General features: G+C 62.7%; 15 protein-coding genes and 1 riboswitch. Of the genes, 7 read left to right on the top strand and 8 right to left on the bottom strand.

The genetic code is table 11. From position 1 onward, the window contains the following. Positions 1-61: 61 nt before the first annotated feature. Both ACIQTW_RS15200 and ACIQTW_RS15195 read right to left on the bottom strand, forming a co-directional pair. Positions 62-2,890 (bottom strand): chitobiase/beta-hexosaminidase C-terminal domain-containing protein, encoded by a 2,829-nt coding sequence (locus ACIQTW_RS15200; protein ID WP_402938320.1) that lies wholly within the window; start codon positions 2,888-2,890, stop codon positions 62-64. A 210-nt stretch (positions 2,891-3,100) separates the two neighbouring features. Then, positions 3,101-3,892 carry a gamma-glutamyl-gamma-aminobutyrate hydrolase family protein gene (locus ACIQTW_RS15195; RefSeq protein ID WP_402938318.1) on the bottom strand — a complete coding sequence of 264 codons (792 nt, stop codon included), beginning with the start codon at positions 3,890-3,892 and terminating at the stop codon, positions 3,101-3,103. A gap of 77 nt (positions 3,893-3,969) precedes the next feature. Between ACIQTW_RS15195 and ACIQTW_RS15190 the strand changes: the two genes are divergently transcribed. Beyond that, positions 3,970-5,103 carry an LOG family protein gene (locus tag ACIQTW_RS15190; protein WP_402938315.1) on the top strand — a complete coding sequence of 378 codons (1,134 nt, stop codon included), beginning with the start codon at positions 3,970-3,972 and terminating at the stop codon, positions 5,101-5,103. A 4-nt stretch (positions 5,104-5,107) separates the two neighbouring features. Here the strand turns inward: ACIQTW_RS15190 and ACIQTW_RS15185 are convergent, their stop codons facing one another. The 3 genes from ACIQTW_RS15185 to ACIQTW_RS15175 all read right to left on the bottom strand — a co-directional run bounded on the left by ACIQTW_RS15185 (position 5,108) and on the right by ACIQTW_RS15175 (position 8,307). Then, positions 5,108-6,109 (bottom strand): matrixin family metalloprotease, encoded by a 1,002-nt coding sequence (locus tag ACIQTW_RS15185; protein ID WP_402938313.1) that lies wholly within the window; start codon positions 6,107-6,109, stop codon positions 5,108-5,110. A 52-nt stretch (positions 6,110-6,161) separates the two neighbouring features. Then, positions 6,162-7,034 carry a matrixin family metalloprotease gene (locus ACIQTW_RS15180; protein ID WP_402938478.1) on the bottom strand — a complete coding sequence of 291 codons (873 nt, stop codon included), beginning with the start codon at positions 7,032-7,034 and terminating at the stop codon, positions 6,162-6,164. A gap of 106 nt (positions 7,035-7,140) precedes the next feature. Beyond that, the gene (locus ACIQTW_RS15175; RefSeq protein ID WP_402938475.1) at positions 7,141-8,307 is read right to left on the bottom strand and encodes a VIT1/CCC1 transporter family protein; all 1,167 of its coding nucleotides are present in this window, start codon (positions 8,305-8,307) and stop codon (positions 7,141-7,143) included. A gap of 255 nt (positions 8,308-8,562) precedes the next feature. On the opposite strand from ACIQTW_RS15175, the gene ACIQTW_RS15170 reads away from it, so the two are divergent. Then, on the top strand, positions 8,563-8,754 hold the full coding sequence (locus ACIQTW_RS15170; RefSeq protein WP_017197666.1) for a hypothetical protein: 192 nt from the start codon (positions 8,563-8,565) through the stop codon (positions 8,752-8,754). Here ACIQTW_RS15170 and ACIQTW_RS15165 read toward each other — a convergent pair. Beyond that, positions 8,751-9,062: a hypothetical protein gene (locus ACIQTW_RS15165; protein WP_402938310.1), complete on the bottom strand. Its 312-nt coding sequence runs from the start codon at positions 9,060-9,062 to the stop codon at positions 8,751-8,753. The two genes, ACIQTW_RS15170 and ACIQTW_RS15165, sit on opposite strands and share 4 nt — an antisense overlap. A 16-nt stretch (positions 9,063-9,078) precedes the next feature. After that, a riboswitch (SAM riboswitch) is annotated at positions 9,079-9,198 on the bottom strand. Positions 9,199-9,472: 274 nt separating this feature from the next. Continuing rightward, positions 9,473-11,008: a sodium:solute symporter gene (locus tag ACIQTW_RS15160; RefSeq protein WP_402938308.1), complete on the bottom strand. Its 1,536-nt coding sequence runs from the start codon at positions 11,006-11,008 to the stop codon at positions 9,473-9,475. 266 nt (positions 11,009-11,274) lie between these two features. Between ACIQTW_RS15160 and ACIQTW_RS15155 the strand changes: the two genes are divergently transcribed. Next, entirely contained in the window at positions 11,275-11,850 is a 576-nt protein-coding gene (locus tag ACIQTW_RS15155; RefSeq protein ID WP_024819844.1) for a helix-turn-helix domain-containing protein, read from the top strand. A 91-nt stretch (positions 11,851-11,941) separates the two neighbouring features. On the opposite strand, the gene ACIQTW_RS15150 is transcribed toward ACIQTW_RS15155, so the two are convergent. Beyond that, positions 11,942-13,915, bottom strand: coding sequence for an APC family permease (locus ACIQTW_RS15150; RefSeq protein WP_402938305.1), 1,974 nt, complete (start codon positions 13,913-13,915; stop codon positions 11,942-11,944). 219 nt (positions 13,916-14,134) lie between these two features. On the opposite strand from ACIQTW_RS15150, the gene speB reads away from it, so the two are divergent. The 4 genes from speB to ACIQTW_RS15130 all read left to right on the top strand — a co-directional run bounded on the left by speB (position 14,135) and on the right by ACIQTW_RS15130 (position 19,725). Further along, positions 14,135-15,205 carry an agmatinase gene (gene speB, locus ACIQTW_RS15145; RefSeq protein WP_402938302.1) on the top strand — a complete coding sequence of 357 codons (1,071 nt, stop codon included), beginning with the start codon at positions 14,135-14,137 and terminating at the stop codon, positions 15,203-15,205. Beyond that, positions 15,202-16,905, top strand: coding sequence for a thiamine pyrophosphate-binding protein (locus tag ACIQTW_RS15140; protein ID WP_402938300.1), 1,704 nt, complete (start codon positions 15,202-15,204; stop codon positions 16,903-16,905). Before speB ends, ACIQTW_RS15140 begins: the two co-directional genes overlap by 4 nt. Before the next feature lie 215 nt (positions 16,906-17,120). After that, entirely contained in the window at positions 17,121-17,603 is a 483-nt protein-coding gene (locus tag ACIQTW_RS15135; RefSeq protein ID WP_402938297.1) for a MarR family winged helix-turn-helix transcriptional regulator, read from the top strand. 10 nt (positions 17,604-17,613) lie between these two features. Next, on the top strand, positions 17,614-19,725 hold the full coding sequence (locus tag ACIQTW_RS15130) for an MFS transporter (RefSeq protein WP_402938294.1): 2,112 nt from the start codon (positions 17,614-17,616) through the stop codon (positions 19,723-19,725). Positions 19,726-19,954: the final 229 nt, after the last annotated feature.

Here is a 19,954-nt window from a genome sequence, read left to right as displayed (position 1 = left end):
GCTGACGCGGGCCGAAGAGTCTGGGGGAAAACTCCGACCCGCGCCAGGTCCATAGGGCTGGCTAGGAGATGATCTTCATGGCCTGCCAGCCGGTGCCAAGGCTGATGGGCGGCACGGTGCTGAAAGCTCCACTGCCTGTGCCGGGATAGAGCCACAGGGTGTCTGCGATGCGGCCTACGACGTCGTTGCTGCCATCGCCGTTGAGGTCCCGCGGCCCGGCCATCGATGTTCGGTTGTCCCAACCCGTGGAGATTTGCTTCCACTGGAGCCATCCGCGGGTTCCGTTTCCGGGGTACAGCCAGAGGGCGCCTGTGTCCGAGCGTCGCGCCAGCACATCTCCCTTACCATCTCCATTAAAGTCCCCCGTGCTGAAGATTGCATTCATAACATTCCAGCCGGTTCCAATAGTGACCGGTGTCCGCTGACCACCGGTGCCGTTGCCTTCGTAGAGCCGCAACTCTCCTGAACTGAGCCGGCCTATGAAGTCCGGAATACCGTCGCCGCTGAAGTCTCCGGGGGAGAACAGTTGGCTCATGGTGCTCCAGCCCGTACTGACCTGTACCCGTGCTCCGAAGCTGCCTGCACCGTTACCTGGGTAGAACCACAGGACGTCACCGGCGCGGGCAAGCAAATCAGGTTTGCCATCCCTGTTGAAGTCACCGGGGGTGATGGTGTCAGTCACCGTGGACCAGGCAGGTGCTGGCAGGGCGACTTGCCGGGGCAAAAGGCCGCCTGCGCCGTCCCCTGGGTAGAGGTACAAATTGCCGGAGGTGTCGGAGGCGAGGACATCGGCTTTGCCGTCACCGTTGTAATCATGGGCCGACGGCGGTCCGGCTGCGGGTACGGTGTAGGTCTGGGTGCCTGCGGCCGAGGTGTTGCCGGCCGTGTCCACCCCGATGTACTTGAGGACAAGGTTGGAACTCCCCATGACAATCGGAGCCGAATACTTGATATTCGTGGCTGATTCCGTTGCCGTGGGCGTGCTGCCATCGGTGGTGTAGTAGATGGCGGCTCCGGGTTCATTCGCCGACAAGGTGATGGTGGCCCCATTGGCCAACGCGCGGCTGGTGGGGTTGGCTGTGACCACGGGAGCTGTGGTGTCCGGCGGAACCGTGTAGGTCTGGGTGACCACCGCGGAGACATTCCCCGCAGGATCCGTGGCAAAGTACTTCAGCGTCATTGGAGCCGTGCCGGAGAACACTATCGGTGTGGAGTACACCTGTCCGGTTGCCAACGGGTCGGTACCGTCGGTGGTGTATTTGATCACCGAGTTTGCCTCATTGACCGTGAGGGTGATGGTGGTGCCGGGAGCGTAGGCCCCGCCCGCCGGGTTCGCCGTTACCACCGGTTTAGTCACATCCGGGCCGGTGGAGTATGTCTGGGTGACCACGGAGGAGGGATTGTTCGCGGAGTCCACCGCGAAGTACTTCAGGGTCAGCGGGCCGTTCACAGTGATGGGGGTGGCGTATTTGCTGCTGGCCACTGTGGGCGTAGACCCGTCCACTGTGTAGTAGATGATAGCTGGCTCATTGACGGTCAGGGTGACCTTTTGCCCGATGTCGTAGGTGCCGCCAGCCGGTGTTGCTGTCACCACGGGAGCAATGACGTCAGCGGTAATGTGAGCCTCGAACTCCGCCAGGCCAACGTTGGTGGTGGAACCGCTGACGGAGCTGATGTTGAAGCGCACTGAACTGACGGTCCTGGCAGGAAAATTCACTGTCAGTCCTGACCCGTTGTTCGGGAGGGCGGAAACCGGGACTGTGCTGCCGTCCGAGAAGGTGAGATTGCCGCCGGTTACGTGGTCACTTGGTAGTGGACGGTCAAAAAGCGTCACGGCGTTGATGGTCCGCGCGGGGGTGAAATTGTACTGGATCCAGCTGCCTCCCCTGCCGCCATTGGTGACCCACTCCCGGTTGGCATCCATGGGGGTTCCCCAGGCATATCCGTCCCTCGCTTTCTCCGGACTTTGTCCCGAGGCCCTCTGGGAGGATGCTGAGACGGTGGTTCCTGCCGATTTCGCCGCATTGCCGGTCCACTCGATGGCGGTGATGTACTGCCGTTTTAGCCAGTCGCTGTAGGGCACGTCCGGGCAGATGTTCCCGCACAGGAACTCATCGAATTCGGCAAAGTGCCTGAAGGTGTTGACCTTGCTGGTGAGTTCGGCGCCGGTGACGTTTTGTGCGTACTCGTCGATGACATAGGCGTCGTAGGCGGAGGAGGTATGCGGTCCGGTGTAGGCGCGAGTGGCCAACTGGCCGAACTTTGCCGCAGCCCAGTGGTCGCTGTGGTCATAGGGAGTGGTGAAATTGCCTGTCCAGTCCTGGGTGCGGAACGTGGTCGGTTTGTAGTTGGCCACCAGCCGGTTCAACACGGTCTGCAGCAGCGATTTTGAGTAGGTGGCCGATCCGTCCACAGGTCGAATTGAAGAAATGCGTCCGTCCCACAACTTCAGGATGCTCTGGCCATTGAAACGGCTGCTGCCATTGCCGTTGGGGAAGCCGTCCGGAAGCCTCAGGAAAACCACCGAGATATTCGGCGCGGCGTTGAGCGTGTACACGGTTACTGGACGCTCAGGAACGCCGGCGTCCGACGCCGTCCATGCGTTGGCGACCCCCGCCATCAAGGCGTAGCTTGACCGGATTCCGTCCTCGAGGCCGGCCCAATATGATTGGCCCTCACCGGCGTCGCCCGCTGTGAGGTAAATCGTCTGGACGCAACGCTTTGCTTGGACATCCCGCATGAAATCCGGGCTGATGAAGATCAGGTCATCGTCCGTATGGGCCACGATCTGCTGGGCACCACCCGTCCCGGGACAAGGAGGTACGGCTGCCGCGGCGGGCTTGGCAAAACTGAAGACAAATGAAGAAAGGGCAACAGAAATGCCCAGCATGAATCCAAGGATTCGCCGGACGAATGAACGGGTGCTGATGAATGGTAAGCGGGGATGACGACGAGCGTATTTTGGACGGTCCACAACCATGCTCCTTGAGCAGATGTTGGGCCCCCCAGCCGGCAAACTTACGACGCCCCCAGGACGTCATTTCGAATGGAGTTATTCACTGCCCCGGTTATCGGTGGTGCGAAAGCGATGCAGTGAGCGCTACTGTACTCCCGCAGATGGGCCATGGGTAGGGTTGCGGCAAACATCCACAAAATTCCTAAAGGGCATTAACCGCTCAGCATCGGGCAGCTGGGAGGCCTCCGGATGCCATTGGACCGAAACGACCCACCGCGAAGGATCTTCCAAGGCTTCCACGGTTCCATCGTCCGCCACGGCAGTGATCTGCAGGCCTTCGCCTACCCGGGACACGGCCTGGTGGTGTCCGGAGGCGATCTTGATGGTACTTCCATCAGGAGATCCATATAGCCTCGCAGCCTTGGACCCGGCCGTCAGCACCACATCATGCCAGGCCCATTCGCTGGCCTCAGGATGGTGCGGATCCAAGCCGTTGTGGTTGACCGCCGACGGCGCCATGTCCTGGATCAGTGTTCCGCCGTAGAGGACGTTCAGCAGTTGGTGTCCCCGGCAAATGCCTAACAGCGGCAGCCCGGCGTCGATGGTTGCCCGTGCAACATCCATGTCCAAGTGGTCCTGCTCAGGGTTCACATCGTAAAGCGACCCGTCAGGATCCTGCCCGTAGAGGCGTGGGCTGATGTCGCCGCCTCCCGGCAGCAAGACGCCGTCGAGCGTTTGCATCTCGGTGGCCAGCCGCCCGGCGCTGTCAGCGGAAACAGGAGTCAACAGCACCGGAACTGCGCCTGCCTCGCGCAGCAGGTCCACGATGTACGTAAAAAGCTCGTTGGCTTCATCCACGCGGGCGTCGGGGGTGTCCGAGCTACTGAGACGGACCGGAACGCCGATGCGTGGACGAACAACTCTTGAACTCTTCATGCTTCATGATGCACCGGACTGCTGCCTCACACCCAAACACCCGGCCGTGGAGTCCGGCGGACCATTACGCTGAAACCATGAATCGCTCCGGAGCCTTGAACCCGAGTCCGCGAACGCTCGATGTCGAAAGCGTTGGCCACTTCCACCAACTGGTAAGCGCCGGGGCCGGGACCATGAACGGCTGGCACGCGCAGTCTTTGGACCTTCGGGGCCATTCAAAGGACCTCAAGGCGCTGGATCCCCAAGGCGCGATTTTCCTGGGGTGCACCTTCGACGACGGTGTGGAAGAAAGCCTCCGCAGGCGGGGTGCCCTCATCTTCCCCCAGCTGCACAACGTGCCCTTCAACCCGTACCGAAGCAGCGTTTACACGGCCAGTGAACTTTACGAGGACATCGCCTCCACGGAGTACGAATCCACCCTCGATGCCCGCGTCTACCAGTGGAGCATCCTGCCCGGGCAGAGGGGCAGCCTGGACGCCACCCTCGCCGCAGCCCTGCACGACCACGCAATCGGCGACGCCTTGGACGAACTGCTGGACCAGGGTGTGCTGTCCGGGACCAAGCTGGTGGGCGTCATGGGCGGACACGCCGCGCAGCGGGGAACCAAAGCATTTGCCGACGCCGCTCAGTTGGGACGGCTCCTGGCCCAAGCGGGCTTTACGGTAGCCACAGGCGGGGGCCCCGGCGCCATGGAAGCCGCCAACCTCGGCGCCTACTTGAGCGGACTGCCCGACGCCGACTCCACCGACGCGCTTGGGGCGCTCGCCGCTGTGCCGGGGTTCAGGCCCTCCGTGACGGCTTGGGCACGGCAAGCAGCCGCCGTCGTCGAACGTTATCCCGCCGGCACCCCGACGCTCGGTATTCCAACATGGTTCTACGGACATGAGCCGCCAAATCTGTTCGCCACCCACATCGCCAAATACTTCGCCAACGCTGTCCGCGAAGCCATCCTGCTGGAGCTGTGCAACGGTGGGATCGTGTTCCTCCCGGGCGCCGCAGGGACAGTGCAGGAAATTTTCCAGGACGCGTGCGAGAACTACTACGGAGCCCCCGAAACCATCACGCCCATGGTGCTGGTGGGCCGCGAACACTGGGAACGAACCTTTCCCGCATGGCCCATGTTGCGGAGCCTCGCGGCCGGAAAGCCCATGGAGGACAGGATCTTTCTGGTGGATACGGTGGAGGACGCGCTCGCAGTGGTTGCCGGGTAGGCCCTCAGAAGTCCTTACTGCAGGGGCCCGTACCCAGCTGGGCCAACCCCGTCCGATCGCCAGCAGCGTAGCCGCGTACCCAGGAAGCCTGGTCGAACATCAGCTGCCGGGGATCATCCACGTGGTCCAAGCCGAGGAGGTGTCCCAGCTCATGCATGATGACTGCTACGCCGATCTCTTCTCCGCTGGGAGCGTCCACGATATCGGCGAATTGTGGAGCATCCAAGGACACCGTGCCTGTCACATAGGCCTTGTAGCCGTTACTGAGGCCAATGGAGGAGCTCCCGCCAAGGCCCACGGTCTGCCCGCTCAAGCGTGGCACCTGCTCCGGCGTGCTCCACGCAATAAGGACAGGAGCCCAGCGGTCTCCGTACCTTTGGGGCTGGTACCCGGACCTGTTGGGGGAAGGAATTTCGGAACTGGGGCCGTCGTAGATGAACTTCAATCCTGTGGCTTCGCCGGCCTGCCTCACGGCTTCTTCCACCAGCGGCTGCCAGGACGCCGGTGCGAGGTCCGAGTTGATCACATAGTGGATGGGCCGGCACGGCGAATAGGCCAGCGGAGTTCCGTCTTCCTTGATGGCGAGGAACTTGTACGAGGAACTGGTGCGGTTCAGTGGTGCCGGCGTTCCGAGCGGGGCATCGGCTTCCTCAAGTCCCGGAACCGGCTCCTGGCGTTGGCCAAACGGTACCAGCCCGGGTCGGGGCGCCTGGCTCTGCGTGGCGGACGATCCGTAGAGGAGCTGGTGGAGTTCGCCGCTGAAATAGGCTCCCGCGCACACCAGGCCGAGCACGCTGAACAGGAACAGGATGGCCGCGATGCTGCTGTGCTTAATCGGCGGCCTGACCGGTGGAGGATCCGGCGGGCGGGGGGTATACGGAAGGTAACTTGGACGAGGGGGATCGGGGTCCGGCCAGTTGGGCGACCCGTAAGGTTCCATGGAACCCCCTGACGTGGCGGCTGCGACGGAAAGTGGGGCGCCGCCGTCGGCCGTATTCGACAGCATAAGTCCCACTTCACCGGGAGTCCATGCCGGGAATGCTTGAGGCGCGAAGGAGTTAGATGTCCTTGCGGCAGGGTGCCGAGGCGAGTAGGTGAAGGCCATTCAGGTCACCCGCGGCGAGTCCGTCGGGGGCCCCGATTTCCGGGTACATGAGTTGGATCGGGTCATCCACGTGGTCCAGGCCCATCACGTGGCCCAGCTCGTGTTGCATGACCGCCAGGACGTAGTCAGCCCCGCCGGGACTCGCGAGCAGTTCCGTTACCTGTGGGGTGTCCAGCTCCAAGCTCCCGGTGATGTAACTTTTGGGTCCGTTGTTGAGGGAGTACATGGTGCTGCCTCCTGTGCCGATGACGTTGTCTGCCAGCGCAGGTGCTTCCACTGGTGTGGTCCAGGAAATCAGCAGGGGAGCCCACCGGTCGCCGTACTTGGACGGCTGGTAGGGCTCACGCCGGTCTACCGGCAACTCGTCCGTGGTGCCGTCGTCGATGAACTGGATGCCGGACGCCGCGGAAATATTTGCCAAGGCAGCGGTCAGCAGTGCTTCGGAACCAATGGGAGCGGACGCATCGTTGACAACGTAGTGGAGCGGACGGCAAGGCGAGTAACCTACCGGGGTGCCGTCGTCGTTAGTGGCCAGGAACTTGTACGAATCGTTGGTGGTGCCGGGCGCTGAAGGCGAGGCCAGCGGGGCATCCGCCTCCTCAAGTCCGGGCGGCGGTGCGTCGAGGGGGCGCGCTGGTTCTGCTCCACCCGGTTGGTCCTGAGTGGTTCCCGGCACGCTCACGCCCGGGAAAAGCGCGGTGATGCGAGGGTCGCCCTGCAAAAATCCACTGACCAGAACGGCAACAACGGCGGCAATGACAGCCATAAGGATGCCGCGGAGAACACGCAAGGCTGTTCCAGTGCGTCGATGCTTTGGCACGCGCATTGCTTCCCGCTCCGGGTCCACGGTTCTCCATTCCTGATGCCCTGGTCACGCGGGGCAGCGCGGAGGACGAACCAACATTACGGTCTCGGGACCGAGCCGTCCAAACTTAGACGATTGCTGCCCCGAACGCCAAGCCCAGCCCGTACGTGGCCGCCGCCGCTCCCAGCCCGATGGCAAGCTGCCGCAGCCCGCGGCTCAGGGGAGAGGTTCCGGACAGCAAGCCGACGACGGCGCCGGTGGCCAAGAGCGCGATGCCCACCAGAACGCCGGCCACCAGCAAGGCTGCGATGCCGGTCATGCCGAAAATGAAGGGGAGGATGGGCACAATGGCGCCCGAAGCGAAGAAGCAGAAGCTGGACATCGCTGCGCCCCACGCTGAACCTACGGATTCGTGATCGTCAGTGGGTGGCTTCTCCGGCTGCAAGGAAAGGCTGGGATCGCAGTCGCAGCTGAACAATCCCATGCGCTCGGCAGCGCGGTGCTCCGCAGCTTCACGCGTCATGCCACGGGCCAAGTACACCAGGACCAGCTCGTTGTGTTCGATGTCCAAGGACGGCGCCGCCGTCAGCGTGGCCTGCGTAGGCAATGTGGCGTTAAGGAGTTCCCGCTGGGAGCGGACCGAGACGTATTCGCCCGCACCCATGGACAGTGCCCCGGCAAGGAGGCCGGCTACGCCACTCATGAGCACCACGGGGCTGGGCACTCCGGTTGCGGCCATGCCCATGACCAGGGAAAGGTTGCTGACCAGGCCATCGTTGGCGCCGAAAACGGCGGCGCGGAAGGTTCCGGAGAGCCTGTTGCGTCCACGCGTGGCCAGGCCCCGGACTACTTCTTCGTGGATTTGTTCATCGGCCACCATGGCCGGCGTCGCCGCAGGTTCGGTACCGTACGGGGAACGGCCTTCGGCGCGCTGTGCCAAGGCGAGGACAAATACTGACCCGAAGTTACGGGCAAGAAAGCCCAGGAACTGGCTGCGGGTGGAAGCTGCCTTGGGCATTCCGGCGTGCTCGCCCAGGAGCTTGAGCCAATGTGCCTCGTGCCTGCCTTCGGCTTCGGCAAGGGCGAGCAGGATTTGGCGTTCTTCGCCGTCGCGCCTCTGCGCCAGTTCGCGGTAGACAGCGGCCTCGGCACGCTCGTCGGCCAGGTACTGGCGCCACCGACGGATGTCTGCATGCGAGGGCGTCGGGGCGTGCGTCCCGGCGTTTTCGGCGGCTGCTGATTCGGGGGTGGGGTCCGGAGCGGAGCTCGACGAACTATGGGATTCCTGGTGCATCTGCACTTTGTCTCCTGTGCTGGGTGGGGTAGTTGCGGCCCCATTGCACGCCCCACACTACCGCTTATCCGCGCGGTTTTTTGGCTGGTATTCCTTAACTGGAATGTTCGGTGCACCGTAATTTCCTTGACCCTCGCTTGTGCCAGTGCTCAGATGGAAGGACAGGGGTGGGGCCCTCCCGCCACTGGATTCCTGCATTCGGGTCAACGGGCCGAACGGTCCGCGAGAACCGGCCCACGAGACGGAGGTTGCACCATGAACACCACCGAATCACACGCCAACTACCCGGAACGGACAACCATTGAGTCCGACCCGGCCTACGACTACGCCGAAGACCAGGAAGTGGACGAGCCCTGGGTGGAGGAGGTCGACGCACCCGAGGACGACGAACGGGTTGTCCCCATTGACGAAACCGAAGAGTTCCGCGAGGAAGACGAGGAAATCTAAGCCTGGTCCTCGGTCCCTAGTGTGAAGTGATGTTGAACGCCCGCCCGTTTCCCGACGGCGGCAACAGTCACCGTTAGGATCTTGGACGACTCACACCAGCGCGTCGGCCGGACGGCTTGGGCTAACGCCTGCGCGATGAGTTCCGGTTGTTGATGTCCGAACCGCTCTGTTCCAGCTTTGGCGGTGATGGTCACCGTGCCCAGGAAGAGGTCGACGGCGGGAATCACCGCCACTGTTTGTGTGGCGGTTGTGGCGAGGGTGCGCGCTGACGTTGTGTTTACCTGAGTGGTATCGCCTTGGTACGGCAAGGGACTGCTCCTTGGGGGAGTGCTCTTGCCCGCTCGGTTGTCTCTGGTCCGGGACGGGCCGCTTCCTCATCCGAACCACCCGTGAACATGGGGTTGGTGTGTGGCCAGTCGGAGCTTGGCACCACATCTCTTGAAGCTGGGACCACCCTATCTCATTGCTGTCTATGCCCCCGTTGTGAGGTTTGGATCGTTGTGGGGCCTGGTGTGCACCCTTTGGGGTGGGTTTGGCGTGTAGAGCGGGCCTTCCAACGGGTGGGTTGTGTTGTGGGGCCTGGTGTGCACCCTTTGGGGTGGGTTTGGCGTGTAGAGCGGGCCTTCCAACGCATGCTCCCCGGGCATAACGCAACGGCAGCGCCGCCCCGAAAAGGGGAGGCGCCGCCGTCGAACTTTGCTTGTTTCCAGAACTGTGCTTAGTTCTTAGTGCCGCTCTGGGAAGCAGGGGTGGTGAGCTCTTCCTCGGCCACGCGGGTGCCTGCGACACGGTCCGTCCAAGCTTTCATGACTGCAGGATCCGTGGGCTTGCTGGCAAGGGAGACCACAAGATACACCAAAGCAGAGGCAATCAAACCGAAGTAGATGGGCTCGTTGGCGTAGATGCCATCGAGGGGCACTTCGGCGTTGATCTCAAGGATGATCATGGTTCCGAGGGTTACCACTGAGCCGGCCGCCATGGACCATGCTGCCGCGATGCCTGTTCCGCGCTTCCACACCAAGCCGCCGATGATGGCCACGAGCAGGCCGCCAACCAGGATGTCGTAGGCAATGGTCAGCGCGGCCACCACGTCCTTGGTGGAGATGGCGATGATGATTGCAACGATCCCCAATCCGAGGACCCAGTAACGGTTGGCCTTGACGTCGTGCTCAGGGTTGTCGGAGTCGGAGGTGTCTACCTTCTTGCCGAACCAGCTGGCAACGAAAGGCATTACGTCTGCGCGGGCAACGGTTGCTGCAGCAATCAGTGCGCCTGACGCCGTGGACATCATGGCGGCCACAGCTGCAGCGAGCACCAGACCGCCGATTCCGATGGGCAGAAGCCGGGTAGCGACCTCTGCGTAGACGTCGTCCTTGGCTGCGATTTCGACGCCGGAGAGGGCAACGCTGGCAGCCATGCCGATCAAGGCACCTGCGAAGCCGTAAAGAATGCAGTAGACGCCGGCGGTGGCGCCGCCCCAGCGGGCAACTGTGGGGGTCTTGGCGGTGAACACGCGCTGCCAAATGTCCTGGCCGATGAGGAGGCCAAGGGTGTAAACGACGAAGTAGGTAATGATCGTCTGGAGGCCGATGCCACCGATGTCGAAGAAGCTCTCATCGACGCGGGCTCGGATGCCGTCGAGGCCACCTGCAGCGTTCAAGGCGAAGGGGAGCATGAGGAAGAAGATTCCCACGGTCTTGATGACGAACTGGACCTGGTCGGCCAACGTGATGGACCACATGCCGCCGATGGTGGAGTAGACCAGCACGATAGCGCCGCCGATGGCGATGGCGAGCCAACGCTCCCAGCCGAAGAGGACCACGAAGATGGTGGCGTAGGCGCCGGTGGATGTGGCGCACAGCATCAGTGTGTAAGCCAGCATGACGATGCCCGAGGTCTGGGTTGCCGTGCTGCCGTAGCGGAGGGTCAGCATCTGGGAAACCGTGTAGATCTTGAGCTTCTGGATGGTTCCGGCGAAGAGCAGGCTGAGCAGCAGCACGCCTGAACCAATGGCCACAACCAGCCACATACCGGAGATGCCGAACTTGTAGCCGAGGCCGACGCCGCCCACGGTGGATGCGCCACCGAGGACCACTGCGGCCATGGTGCCGGTGTAAAGGAAAGGTCCCAGGCGGCGGCCGGCCACCAGAAAGTCGCTGTTGTTCTTGGTGCGGGACTTGCCCCACCAGCCGAATGCCAGCATGGCGAGCAGGTACACCACAACGATTGCGATGTTTATAGCCGAAGATTCCATGAACGGTCCTTGGAGCTGATGCACGGAGGTTGGGGTTTTCGACGATACTCCTGCGAAGCGTCGAAGTCTCTGTGCTGACGATTGGAGATTGGGGATGTGTTGTGTGCCTCACAGACAACACTTGTTGCCTATGAGGATATGTTGTGATGGGAGTAACAGTCAAGATCCTTTGGTCATGCTTCCGCGTATTCTGGCGCTCATGGCCTGTCACCCGGCTACTATTGCTCCAATGACAGGGCCACATGACAGGCCTGAAAGGTTCGTGAATGAAGGCTCTACCCGTTGAACCGAGCAATGTTCCCGTTGCCATCGGTTCCAGAATCCGCGCAGCCCGGCAAGCGCAGCGCCTCACCATTGAGCAAGTGGCGGATGCTACCGGGCTGACCAAAGGCTTCCTCAGCCGCGTGGAGCGCGACCTGACATCGCCGTCGGTCGCCTCGCTGGTCACGCTCTGCCAAGTGCTGTCCGTTTCCGTCGGCGACTTGTTCGCAGCTCCGGAAACCCACTTGACCAAGCGCGACGACGGCCCCCGCATCTCATTGGGCGGCCAAGGAATAGTGGAGCGCTTGTTGACGGCCCGTTCGGAGCGGCGGCTTCAAATCCTGCAGGCAACCATCGAGCCGCGCGGCCGCGGTGAAAACGAGCTCTATGCCGTGGACTGCGACGTCGACGTCCTGCATGTGGTCAAGGGCCGGATCAAGCTCATCCTGACCAATGAGGAGTACGACCTCGAAGAGGGGGACACGCTCTCCTTCCCGGGCCGCGAACCCCACACTTGGATCAACCCCACGGACGAGACTGTCGAGGTGTTGTGGGTGCTGGTTCCGGCGGCGAGCCGTTAGCCCTTCGCTACTCCGCGAGGTGACAGATAATGCCCATGTTTGCAGCAAACATGGGCATTATCTGTAGTCCCGGCGGCGGGGTGTGGGCGCGTTAGCCCACGTGGACCCACGGCCTGCGGGTGATGTCCGGCTCGGCTTCCCGCAACACTTCGCGGGTTACCGGAGCGATCTCTCCTTCACCAAAGAACAGGAACTTGCTGAGGTTGGAAATCGGGTTGCCCTCGGTCCAGCGGAAGTAGATGTGCGGCATGAATCCGGTGACGTCCCGGATGTGGAGGAGTACTGCGGCCACGGTGTTGGGCACGTTGTTGCTGTGCACTTCCAGGATTTTGAACCCGTGCCGGAGCTTGCCCACCACCTGAAGTTCCTGCTCAAAGTCCGAGCTGTCGTCCACAATGACCTCGATGAAGACGGCGTCACAGTCAACGGGCAGGTGGCTGGCCTGCTGGGCATGCTGGAGCTTCTCCCTGTATCGGCTTGCACTGAGGTGCTTGGGCTCGTGGGCGATGATGCGGACGGGCCCGTCGGAAGCGTTTGCCGTGAATTCGAGTGCTTTCTCATCCATCTTGATGTGGGTTGCCCGGAGCTCGAAAGCGCGTCGCATGCGGGAGATAAAACTGACAACCATGATGCCCAGGATGAAGAGTGCTGCAATCTTCAGGCCGTCGGGACGTTCGATCGAGTTGACCACGGTGGTGTAGACGAAAACGAGCGAGATCAGTCCGAATCCAATGACCTGTGCCCGCTGCTTCTTTCGCCGCGCGGACAGCGTTACGGCTATAGAGGCCGACGTAATCAGGACCAGCACGCCGGTGGCATAGGCGCCACCCTGGGCGTTAACGTCCGCCTTGAAGATGATGGTGACGAAGAAGGCGATGACTGTGAAGACCAGGACGAGTGGACGGAGAGCCCGGGCCCAGGCCGGTGCCATGCCGTAGCGGGGCAAATAGCGGGGAACGAGGTTCAAGAGCCCGGCCATGGCTGATGCGCCTGCGAACCAGAGGATGGCGATGGTGCTGACGTCGTAGACGGTTCCAAAGCCGTCGCCCAGGAATTTATGGGCCAGGTAGGCGAGTGCGCGGCCCTCGGCCTTGCCGCCGTCCTGGAATTCTGCTGCGGGGATCAGCATGACGGTGGTGAAGCTGGACGTGATGAGGAACGAGCTCATGATGATGGCGGCGGTGGTGAGGAGCTTGTGGGCGCCCTTGATGCGGCCTGCAGGGTTGGCTTCGGTGTCTGTGGTGTGGCCCTTGATCTGGGGCATGACGGCGACGCCGGTCTCGAATCCGGAGAGTCCCAGTGCGAGGCGCGGGAACACCAGCAGCGCCAGGGCGATCATCATGATGGGGTCGCCGTGGGAAGTGGTGAGTGCGGTCCACCAGTCGGTGATGACGCGTGATTCCGTGAAGAGGTGGGTCATGGAGACGGCGATCACCACAAGGTTGAGCGCTAAGAACGCCGCCACCAGCACTACTGCCACGTTGATGGCTTCCTTGAATCCGCGCAGGAAGACGACGCCCAGGCCGGCGATCAAAGCCAGGGTGATGACCACTTGCTGGCCTTCGAGGAAGTGCGGTGCGAAGGGGTTCTCGATGAGGTGGGCTGTGGCGTCGGCGGCGGAGAGCGTGATGGTGATCATGAAGTCGGTTGCGGCGAACCCCAGGAGGGCAAGGACGAAGAGCTTGCCTCCCCATCGTGGAAGCAGGCGTTCAAGCATGGCAATGGACCCTTCGCCGCGCGGGCTTTCCTTGGCCACGCGCCGGTACACAGGGAGCGCACCGGCCAGGGTTGCCAGGACCAGAAGCAGCGTGGCCAGCGGGGATAGCAAGCCGGCTGCAAGAGCGGCGATGGCCGGCTGGTAGCCGAGGGTGGAGAAGTAGTCGAGTCCGGTGAGGCACATGACCTTCCACCAGGCTTGTGGCTTATGCGAGTCCGCGGGCCGGCCGTGAGGTCCCTGCCGCTTCCCTGAGGTGTCCGGCATTCCTTCCAGCAACCATGATTTGAGCTTGAAGGAATTTTTGGGCTTATCGGCCGGGTCGGCCGGGGGCCTCGTAAGGGTGGTCACGGTGTCCTTTCGTGCAGCCGGATGCTGCTTCCGCTAGGAGCGTATGGCCGTATTCGACGCCGGGACCCCGCTTTTTATGGAATCTTAACGCCCGCTGTGACCGGCATCTCATACCGCACGCACCCAAATCTAATTTGTAAACAGGTGATGCATATAAGGCAACTTCGAGTGTATGATGGGAGTCACAGCCACTGACCCAACTCGAAGGAGAGGCATATTTTGGAAGAGCTTCGCATTACGGCCAACGGGAACCTCGGACCCATCGATTCATCCCGCATTCCGCGTTACGCCGGTGCCGCCACCTATGCCCGCCTGCCCCGACTGGACCAGGTCTCCAAAGCTGACGTCACAGTAGTCGGCGTTCCCTTCGACTCCGGTGTCTCCTACCGCCCCGGCGCCCGCTTCGGTGCCAACCACGTGCGTGAAGCCAGCCGGCTCCTGCGCCCGTACAACCCTGCCTGGGACGTCAGTCCCTTCGAGAACATCCAGGTTGCCGACGCCGGCGACATGGCCGTGAACCCGTTCAACATCAACGAGGCAATTGAGACTGTCCAGCAGAACGCCTTGGACCTCACGGCCAACGGCAGCAAGCTGGTAACCCTCGGTGGCGACCACACCATCGCGCTCCCGCTCTTGAGGGCAGCAGCGGAGCGGGCAGGCGAGCCCATTGCGATGCTCCACTTCGACGCCCACCTGGACACTTGGGACACGTACTTCGGCGCCGAGTACACGCACGGCACCCCGTTCCGCCGCGCGGTGGAAGAGGGCATCCTGGACACCGAAGCCATCAGCCACGTCGGTACCCGCGGTCCGCTGTACGGCAAGAAGGACCTCGACGACGACCACCGCTTCGGCTTCGGAATCGTCACCTCCGCTGACGTCTACTACCAAGGCGTCCTGGAAACCGTAGCCAAGATCCGTGACCGCATCGGCAACCGCCCGCTGTACATCTCGGTGGACATCGACGTTTTGGACCCGGCGCACGCACCCGGCACCGGCACCCCCGAGGCCGGCGGCATCACCAGCCGCGAACTCCTCGAAATCATCCGTGGCTTCCGCGGCATGAACCTCGTGGGAGCGGACATTGTTGAAGTTGCTCCTGCCTACGACCACGCAGAGATCACCGGTGTTGCAGGCAGCCATGTAGCGTACGAGCTCGTGACCCTCATGGCGGACAACGCGGTGGAGGGCGACCGCCAAGGTGCCCCGAACGGTTACGCGCAGCAGGCCCTCGGCGCTCGCATGGCTGAACTCGCGCAGGCAACCGGAACAGCCGGGGACCAGCGATGATTGATTTCGATCCGGGCACGGCAGCTCCTACTAAGGGAACCAACCAGCGCAACGGCGGGGACCTCGTCGTCGAGACCCTGGAAGCGTTGGGTGCGAAGACCGTTTTCGGTATCCCGGGCCAGCACGCTCTCGGGCTGTTCGACGCCATGGGCCGCGGCAATCTGCACTTCGTCTCCTCCCGTGTGGAGAACAACTCGGCTTTCGCGGCCGACGGTTACTCCCGCGCCACCGGCGAGGTCGGTGTGCTGTTCCTGTCTACAGGTCCGGGCGCATTGACGTCCCTTGCGGGTTTGCAGGAGGCTTACGCCACGGGTGTTCCCATGGTGGTTGTGGCCAGTCAGATCCCGCTCGACGGTCTCGGCGCTCGCCGTAAGGGCATGCTGCACCAGCTCGATGACCAAAAGGCCTCGGCCGCGAACGTCACCAAAAGTCAGCGCCTGATCCAGCACGCCTCGGGCATCCCGTCGGCCATCCAGGACGCCTGGACCGAAGCGATCTCCTCGCCCCAGGGGCCGGTCTGGATCGAAATCCCGCAGAACGTCCTGCTGGATCCGATCATGGTGCCCCCGGTGGAGGACGCCCTCGCCGAGGCATTCGATAACCCGCCACGCGTCGAGTTGATCCGCGAGGCCGTGAAGTGGCTCTCGACGGCGGAACGTCCGGCGATCATCGCAGGCGGCGGTACCCGCCGTGGCCGGGCCGAGAAGTCGCTGCTCTCGATTGCCGAGCAGCTGCGCGCGCCGGTCATTTGTACTCCCGGCGGCAATGGTGCGTTCCCGTGGACCCACGAGCTGTCCTTGCAGTCGTGGATCGAGGACCGGTACATGACCGACGTCCTGGAGGACGCGGACGTCTTGATCGTCATCGGCTCATCCTTGGGCGAAGTGACCTCCAACTACTTCACGTTCGAACCCCGTGGCCGCATCATCCAGATCGACGCCGAACCCCGGGTTCTCGAATCCAACAGGCCAGGCCTGGGCATCCGTGCCGATGCCGGCCAGGCACTCGCAGCGCTGGACAAAGCACTCGCAGAAGCGGGCGCCGCGGACGCAGCCAAGCGTGACTGGCATGGCACCAGCCCGGAAGATGTGGTCAAGGAGTCCCTGGCCAAGGTCAAGACACGCCTGGAATCACAGGACCTGGCCAAGGAACTGAAGTTCATGTCGGACATCCGCGAGGCTGTCCCGGCTGACATGCAGACGTTCTGGGACATGACCATTTCCGCGTACTGGGGTTGGAGCTGCTGGGACGCCCGGCAGGGTCAGTTCCACTCGGCCCAGGGAGCCGGCGGCCTCGGTTACGGCTTCCCGGCAGCAATCGGCGGCGCCGTGGGATTGGAAACCACGGGTAAGCCGAGTCGTGTGCTCGCGGTATCCGGTGACGGTTCCTCAATGTATTCCATCTCCGAACTCGCCACCGCAAAGCAGCACAACGTCCCGGTCACCTGGCTGATCGTGGACGACGGCGGCTACGGCATCCTGCGTGAGTACATGGTGGGTGCCTTTGGCCAGGCCACCGCCACCGAGCTGGCCCGTCCGGACTTCGTCAAGCTCGCCGAGTCCTTCGGTGTCCCGGCCCGCAGGGTTGCGCCCGAGGAAGTGGGGGACGCGCTCAAGGCGTCCTTCGAAGCAGACGGACCCAACGTCGTCGTGGTCGAAACACTGCTGAAGATGTTCGGCCCCACGCATTTGGACAACTAGAGCGACTAAACAAACTAACAGCCAACGCAGTCAGCCCCCGCACGGAACACCGTGCGGGGGCTGACTGCGTTGTTGGGCCTGCTCTGCGCCCAATTTCCCAAAAATAGGGTGCAAAGCGGGCCCCACAAGTTAGACACTCCTCGCATCTTTAGTTTCCCAAAGCAATCAATCTGGGTTATAGTTGCTTTAGGCAAACAAAAAGAGGGGTGTTTCGCATGTCCGTCGGTTCTGCCACAGCAACCGATCTTGTGCATCAGATTTTCGATCTCCAGCGCACGCTGCGCTGTGTGGTGACCGCCCATATGGCCCGCGTTCCCGACGTCGGAATGGCCGTGCAGGGGGTGATGCGTTTCATCGGCGAGGGGGAGACCCGCGCAACCCAGCTCGCCACGCGGCTCGGCGTCAGCGCCCCGGTTCTCAGCCGGCACATCACCGAACTCGAGGAGCTTGGCTTTGTCATCAGGCGGCCTGATCCTGCTGATGGTAGGGCCCAGCTTCTCGCCCTATCGGAAAGCGGTGCGGCGAAACTGCGCGAATTCGAAGAACAACGCAGCGTGAGACTGCGCGATTACCTGGCGGATTGGAGCGAGGCCGACGCCCTCGAGGCCTCCCAGGTCATCAACAAACTCACTGTGTCCCTCAAGGACTCAATCCGGGCAACGGCGGCCGGCTCCATCACAACAAACCAGACAGCTTAGGAGCCCACGCATGGCTACACCAGCAGTACAAAACTCCCAGGCGGTGGACGCCTCAGTTAACAGGGCCTCCGCGCCCATGACCCATCGACAGATCATGGAAGCCCTGACCGGGCTCCTCGCCGCCTTCTTTACAGCGATCCTCAGCAGCACCATCGTCGCGAATGCGCTGCCCACCATCATGTCCGAGCTCAAGGGGACGCAAACCGACTTCGCCTGGGTCATCACGGCTGCGCTGTTGGCAAACGCTGCCACCACGCCCATCTGGGGCAAGCTCGCGGACCTCTTCGACAAGAAGCTCCTGGTCCAGCTGAGCATCATCATCTTCGTCGCGGGCTCGGTCATGGCAGGCCTGTCTGAAACCATTCCGCTACTGCTGACCGCCCGCGTCATCCAAGGCGTGGCCATGGGTGGCCTCACCGCCTTGGCTCAGGCGATCATCGGCTCCATGATCCCGCCGCGAGACCGCGGTAAGTACTCCGGTTACATGGGCGCTGTCATGGCGGTGGGCACTGCCGGCGGACCGCTGCTGGGCGGCTTCATCGTTGACAGCCCGCTCGGCTGGCGCTGGACGTTCTTCGTCTGCGTGCCGCTGGCCGTCGTCGCGCTCATCCTGCTCCAGGTGACGCTGAAGATCCAGCACATCAAACGTCCGGCGAAGATCGACTGGCTGGGTTCCATCCTGCTGACGTCCGGCGTGAGCCTGCTCCTCATCTGGGTTTCCTTCGCCGGCAACCCTGACTACTACGACTGGTTCTCCTGGCAGTCCGCGCTTATGGTGGGCGGCGGGGTAGCCCTGCTGGCACTTCTGGTGCTGGTGGAAACGAAGGTTCCCGAGCCCATCATTCCGCTCAAGATCATCTCCGAGCGCACCACCGCATTGGCTATCGTTGCCTCCGTTGCCGTTGGTATCGCCATGTTCGGTTCCTCCACCTTCCTGGGCCAGTATTTCCAGGTTGCCCGCGGTGCCACGCCCACCGAGGCCGGCCTCCTGACGCTGCCAATGATCGCCGGCAACTTGATCGGTTCCGTTGCATCCGGCATCCTGATCAGCCGTTTCGGTAAGTGGAAGAGATTCCTGATTGCAGGGTCCGTCCTCCTCATCGGCGGCCTCGCGTTTGCCGGAACCATGGACCACACCACTGAGTTGTGGATCGTGGCGATTTACACCGGCGTGTTCGGCCTCGGCCTTGGCATGCTGATGCAAAACCTGGTGCTCGCTGTTCAGAACACCGTCCAGGCCAAGGACATTGGAACCGCCAGCGCTTCGGTGGCGTTCTTCCGCTCAGTGGGTGGCGCGATCGGCGTATCCGTACTGGGCGCCATCATGTCCAATCATGTGAAGGACCTTGCCGTTGAAGGCATGACTGCTGCGGGCATTCCGGCCCAGGACGGTGCCTCCGGAGCCAGCATGGACCTGGCCGACATGCCCGCTCCCATCGCCGAGATCATGCGGGCAGCCTACGGTGATGCGACCGCGCAGATCTTCCTGATTTCGGCGATCATCAGCGTTGTGGCCCTCCTTGCTGTGCTCTTCATCAAAGAACGTCCGCTGCGCCGCACGGTTGATGCTGCTCCGGAAAAGGAGCTAATCGCCGCGGCGTCAGGAGACGCAGGAATGTCACTGGACACGGCGTCCATGGACGCGGTGAAAGCGTCCGACGACGACGCACACGGCTTGGGTGCCGACGCTGCGGTTTCACGGGGTTCCCGTCAGGTCCCGGCGGGGGAGCGGTCGGCTTCAACGGGGGAGCGGCCGGCTTCAACGGGGGAGCGACCGGCTTCGAACGTGGAGTCCGGATCCGATCTTGACCTGGAGTTCGCCCGGATCCTCACGCAGGAACGACCCCAGGGCACGGCTGACGTGAAGGACGTCCAGGAACAGCTGTCCCGCACCCAATACGTCCTGGCCGAACAGCAGCTGCAGCTCAGCCGGGCCAACGTGGAACTGCAGGCCCGATTGCGGGAGCAGCAATCCATCGCGGAGCAGCAGGCTCGTACCGCGGAGGAGCTCGCAGCAATCCGTAAGGAGCTCAAGCGAGAGCGCAGGCAGCAGGAACGGATGGCGTTGTTGCTCGTCCAGGGCGTAGAAGCCCGTGCAGACCACGGCAAGCACGCGGGCTGACTCCTCTAAGGATCCCGCCCTTGTTTGACACTCCTCGCGTACTACGTGGAGCTTGACCAACGAGGGCGGGACTGAAAACGCCGGCTGGGAAACCAGCCGGCGTTTTTGTTGCCGGCAGGGTGTCTACCCAAGGGGGCTACCCCAGAGCGAGCACGACCGACACGGGAAATACTCCGCTGGGATGATCTTTTCCGTAAGTTGTTTCGCCCGGGCAACGGATTTCGTAGAG

The sequence above is a fragment of the Paenarthrobacter sp. NPDC090517 genome, assembly GCF_044769165.1.
GTDB lineage: Bacteria > Actinomycetota > Actinomycetes > Actinomycetales > Micrococcaceae > Arthrobacter.
This window is presented reverse-complemented; position numbering and strand designations above follow the sequence as displayed.